This window comes from Mycobacterium sp. (assembly GCF_052144515.1).
GTDB lineage: Bacteria > Actinomycetota > Actinomycetes > Mycobacteriales > Mycobacteriaceae > Mycobacterium.
This window is the reverse complement of sequence record NZ_JBKQQD010000443.1, coordinates 1-4,011: the sequence shown is the minus strand read 5'-3', so window position 1 is coordinate 4,011 and position 4,011 is coordinate 1. Positions and strand designations below refer to the sequence as shown.

Here is a 4,011-nt window from a genome sequence, read left to right as displayed (position 1 = left end):
ATTAGGACCCCACTACCGCAACGCCGCACTGTCGTCCTGACGCTGCCCAACACCCCTATAGGAGGCTGTGTGGACGCGACCGTTACCAAGGCCGGAATGTCTCAGGGATTCGACAGCGCCGTGGCTGCGATAACCAAACAACTGCAGCCCGTCGACTTCACGCGCCGGTGGACCGTATTCGCTCAAGGAGAACCCGCAGACCGGCTGTACATCATCATTTCCGGGAAGGTCAAGATCGGCCACCGCTCACCGGACGGCCGCGAGCACCTGCTGGCGATCATGGGCCCGCCGGAGATGTTCGGCGAGCTCTCGATCTTCGACGACGGCCCGCGCGCCGCCAGCGCAACCACCCTCACCGAGGTGCGCGCGGTGTCTTTGGACCGCGACACGCTACGCGGATGGATGGCCGATCGCCCCGAGGTTGCCGAACAGCTGCTACGGGTACTGGCCCGCAGGCTGCGCCGCACCAACAACAAACTGACTGAACAGATCTGCACCGACGTCCCCGGACGGGTCGCCAAGCAACTGCTGCTGCTGGCACAACAGTTCGGCACCCGTGAAGGCGACGCGCTGCGAGTGGCCCACGACCTGACGCAAGACGAGATCGCTCAGCTGGTTGGCGCGTCCCGGGAGGCGACGAACCAGGCGCTCAGCACTTTCGCCGACCGTGGCTGGATCCAGTCGGAAAGCCACACCATGCTCATCCTCGACGCTGCAAACCTTGCGCAGCGAGCTGCCGGCTGATGGCGAGTCGGGGCGGACCATCGATGGTTTGTTGAGGCCAACCATCGTTTAGCGCAAACCGCGACAGGGCACCGTGGGAGGGCTTCACAATTCGAGCTCGTAATCATCCCCGTCGATGCCGCGACTGCGTTGGTGACTGCGTTCGGCGGCGTTCTCCTGGGTTTGGGTGATGCGGTGGTAGGCGGCGTGCCGGGCGCTTTCTTGTGCGCTGTGGTGGCGCCAGGTTTCGCGGCGGGTGCTGCGGCGTTGTTCGTTGCGCGCTAATAGGTGTGCGACAACCTCGGGCAGCTGGTGGCGTGGGGTGCGTTCGGCCTGGGCGTGCAGGGTGATCTGGCGGTCGTCATTGTCCAGGATCATCCGCAAGTAGTGGGCCGCAGCGTGTTTGGTGCCGCGGCGCATCTGGTGGACCTCGCCGTCGGCGAGCAGGTGGCGGTGTTCGTGGTCGGCTTCCCCGGCCTCACGGGTGTAGATGTAGGCGTGGTTGTGGTCGCGGCCGCGGGTCATCGCGACGTAAGCCGCCGCGCGGGAAGCAGATTCACTTAGGACCGCGTGACAGGTGTCGGCGGTGACGCCTTGCTGAGAAGCCACGGTGGCGGCATACTCGAGACTGACATGCTCGCGCAGGTAGTCGGCCTCGAACACGACGCGAGCTTTGTCGGTGATTCGTTCGACGGCCAGGCAGTTGGTGGCGGGGTCAACCCCGGCCACCCGCCACCGGTTGCCGTTGCGGACCTGATCCATGTGCTCGCCGGCCCGGGGTACCGCCCCGGGGTCCACACGGATGCGGGCGTGGCGAAACGAGAGACAACCGATAATAGTCGCCATGACTCCCCGATACTTTCCTGCGCTGTTCACCGACCTTTACGAGGTCACGATGGCGCAGGCCTATATGGCTGAACACATGTCGGGAACAGCGGTGTTCGAGACCTTGTTCCGCAAGCTCCCCCAGGGTAGGTCCTACGTGATGGCTGCCGGCCTGTCAGATGTCCTCGGCTTCCTCGAAACGTTTCAATTCCATCCAGAGGACATTGACTACTTGCGCGAATTGCGGCTGTTTACCGAGGAATTTCTGCAGTCGCTCTCGGCAGTTCGCTTCACCGGAGACGTGTGGGCGGTGCCGGAAGGGACTGTCGTCTTTCCCAACGAGCCGATCGTGCAGGTGATCGCCCCGATTCTGGAAGCCCAACTCGCCGAGACCTTCGTGGTGAACCAGATTCATCTGCAAAGCGTAATCGCGAGCAAGGCTGCCCGTGTGGTCGAAGTCGCCCGCGGACGAATGGTGGTGGATTTCGGAGCGCGGCGCGCACACGGCACCGACGCGGCGCTCAAGGTCGCGCGGGCCAGCTACCTCGCCGGCATAGCGGGCACATCGAACCTGCTTGCGGCCCGCGAATACGGCATCCCCGCGTTCGGCACGATGGCTCACAGCTTCATTCAAGCCTTCGACGACGAGCTCGACGCATTTACGGCATTCGCCCGCCTCTATCCGGGCACAACCTTGCTCGTCGATACGTACGACACCCTGCGCGGTGTCGATCATGTCATCGAACTCGCCAAACATCGGGAACACCTCGACGTGGCAGCGATCCGGCTCGATTCCGGGGATCTGAGTGCGCTGTCGAAGGCGGCACGCGCAAAGCTCGACGCGGCGGGTTTGAACCAGGTCGAAATCTTCGCTTCGTCCGGTCTCGACGAATACCGAATCGCGGCGCTGATGGATGATGGCTGCCCCATCGATGCGTTCGCCGTGGGAACCAAACTCGCTGTGGCCCAAGACGCACCTGCGCTCGACATGGCATACAAACTGGTGGAGTACGAAGGGACCGGGCGGACCAAATTCTCCAGCGGCAAGGTGATCTATCCGGGCCGCAAGCAGGTAGTACGCCGACTCGATCACGGGGTCTTCGCCGGCGACACGATCGGCCAGCCCGACGAAGAGCTCGACGGCGAGCCGCTGCTGGTTCCTGTCATGAAGCACGGCCGGCGCCTTCCGCAATACGATCACGGCTTGCCGGCGTCGCGAAGCTGGGCACGCCAGCAGGTCGATCACCTTCCGCCTCAGCTTCGTTCGTTGGAAGCTACCGACTGGTCCTACCCGGTGGTTGTCAGCCCACGGATCGCACAGGAACTTGAAAGGCTACGTCGCGCGCAGCAACGCACGGCCGCAGCTGCAGCCGCCGCTGCGACTAAGTCCAGGCCGTAGGTGACGGGGACTTAAGACCCACATCGGGGGGGCTAACGACTCTCGGGGCGCCACGTTCGCCCTTCATACGGTTGGCGAACAGCAGGCACAAGCCCAACAGTGGAGAGGGATGGCATGCGATCAGAACGCCTCCGGTGGCTGGTAAAAGCAGACGGTCCTTTTGCCTCGGTATGGCCAACAACCCTAGATTCGGGGGTCAATCGTCATGATGCGTAACGCTTTTCGGGAACTTCGTCGGTTGGTCTCTGGCCATGCCGGCGGGCCGTAACAGAACCCAGACTCGGCACATGAGCAGTTCAATGATCGCGCCTACGCCGGACGGCAATTGGCGTCGCGCATGGACTTTTTGGGCGGTCAAGATGTAGTCGTGCCCGGTCTGCCCCGAGGCGGAGTCCCGGTAGCCTTCGAGGGCGCCAAAGCGCTACAGGCACCACTCGACGTCCTCGTCGTGCGCAAACTCGGCGTGCCGTTCCAACCCGAACTGGCCTTCGGCGCTATCGGCGAGGACGACGTGTTGCCAAACGTGGCGATTGCCGTGGGCCAGATGGGCCACCGCTTACGAAATCGCTGCAATAGTTCCAGCCCGTCGCTGGCAGCAACGCAACGACGTCATACGGTTCACTTGCACCCCGGTTGGCCTTCACGGGAATGGCAGCGCGAGGCCACTTGCACGTACGCCAGGTCGCGTGTGGTGATGTTCGGTGCAAACCGTAAGGCCCAGTGCGTCGCGTCAATGGTCGTCGCGGATCACTGGTGCTCATCGCGGGTGGACGGAATTGTTGAGTTCCGATATCGCCGAGGCGGCTGCGGTCTCGCGGGCGAAGAAAGCACCAACGTCGCCGATCGCGCTCATCAGCGGCGCCGGGAACACCACCGTGGTGTTTTTGTCCACCCCCAACTCGACCAAAGTCTGCAGATTGCGCAGCTGCAGGGCTAAGGGGTGGGCCATCATGGTGTCCGAGGCATCACCGAGTGCGGCAGCAGCCATCGATTCACCTTCGGCGGCAATGATCTTCGCGCGCTTCTCCCGCTCAGCCTCGGCTTGGCGGGCCATCGCCCGCTTC

Annotated in this window: 3 protein-coding genes and 3 pseudogenes; 4 read left to right on the top strand and 2 right to left on the bottom strand. The window is 63.5% G+C overall.

Going from position 1 to position 4,011, the window contains the following annotated elements; translation table 11 throughout:
* The first annotated feature begins 69 nt into the window (after window positions 1–69).
* Complete coding sequence (locus tag ACLP9N_RS29885) at window positions 70–744, top strand: Crp/Fnr family transcriptional regulator (RefSeq protein ID WP_442410750.1); 675 nt, start codon at window positions 70–72, stop codon at window positions 742–744.
* A gap of 84 nt (window positions 745–828) precedes the next feature.
* On the opposite strand, the gene ACLP9N_RS29880 is transcribed toward ACLP9N_RS29885, so the two are convergent.
* Window positions 829–1,569: a hypothetical protein gene (locus tag ACLP9N_RS29880; protein ID WP_442410749.1), complete on the bottom strand. Its 741-nt coding sequence runs from the start codon at window positions 1,567–1,569 to the stop codon at window positions 829–831.
* Between ACLP9N_RS29880 and ACLP9N_RS29875 the strand changes: the two genes are divergently transcribed.
* The 3 genes and pseudogenes from ACLP9N_RS29875 to ACLP9N_RS29865 all read left to right on the top strand — a co-directional run.
* Window positions 1,568–2,947, top strand: coding sequence for a nicotinate phosphoribosyltransferase (locus tag ACLP9N_RS29875; RefSeq protein ID WP_442410748.1), 1,380 nt, complete (start codon window positions 1,568–1,570; stop codon window positions 2,945–2,947). The two genes, ACLP9N_RS29880 and ACLP9N_RS29875, sit on opposite strands and share 2 nt — an antisense overlap.
* 114 nt (window positions 2,948–3,061) lie before the next feature.
* Window positions 3,062–3,160: pseudogene (locus ACLP9N_RS29870) on the top strand (hypothetical protein); the annotation flags it as partial.
* A gap of 124 nt (window positions 3,161–3,284) precedes the next feature.
* Window positions 3,285–3,461, top strand: a pseudogene (locus tag ACLP9N_RS29865) (phosphoribosyltransferase); the annotation flags it as partial.
* Window positions 3,462–3,704: 243 nt separating this feature from the next.
* Here ACLP9N_RS29865 and ACLP9N_RS29860 read toward each other — a convergent pair.
* A pseudogene (locus tag ACLP9N_RS29860) lies at window positions 3,705–4,011 on the bottom strand (slipin family protein); the annotation flags it as partial.

What these genes read in the sequence shown, in the direction of transcription:
- ACLP9N_RS29880 (WP_442410749.1), bottom strand. Translation starts at nt 1,569, where the DNA reads ATGGCGACTATTATCGGTTGTCTCTCGTTTCGCCACGCCCGCATCCGT.
- ACLP9N_RS29875 (WP_442410748.1), top strand. Translation starts at nt 1,568, where the DNA reads ATGACTCCCCGATACTTTCCTGCGCTGTTCACCGACCTTTACGAGGTC.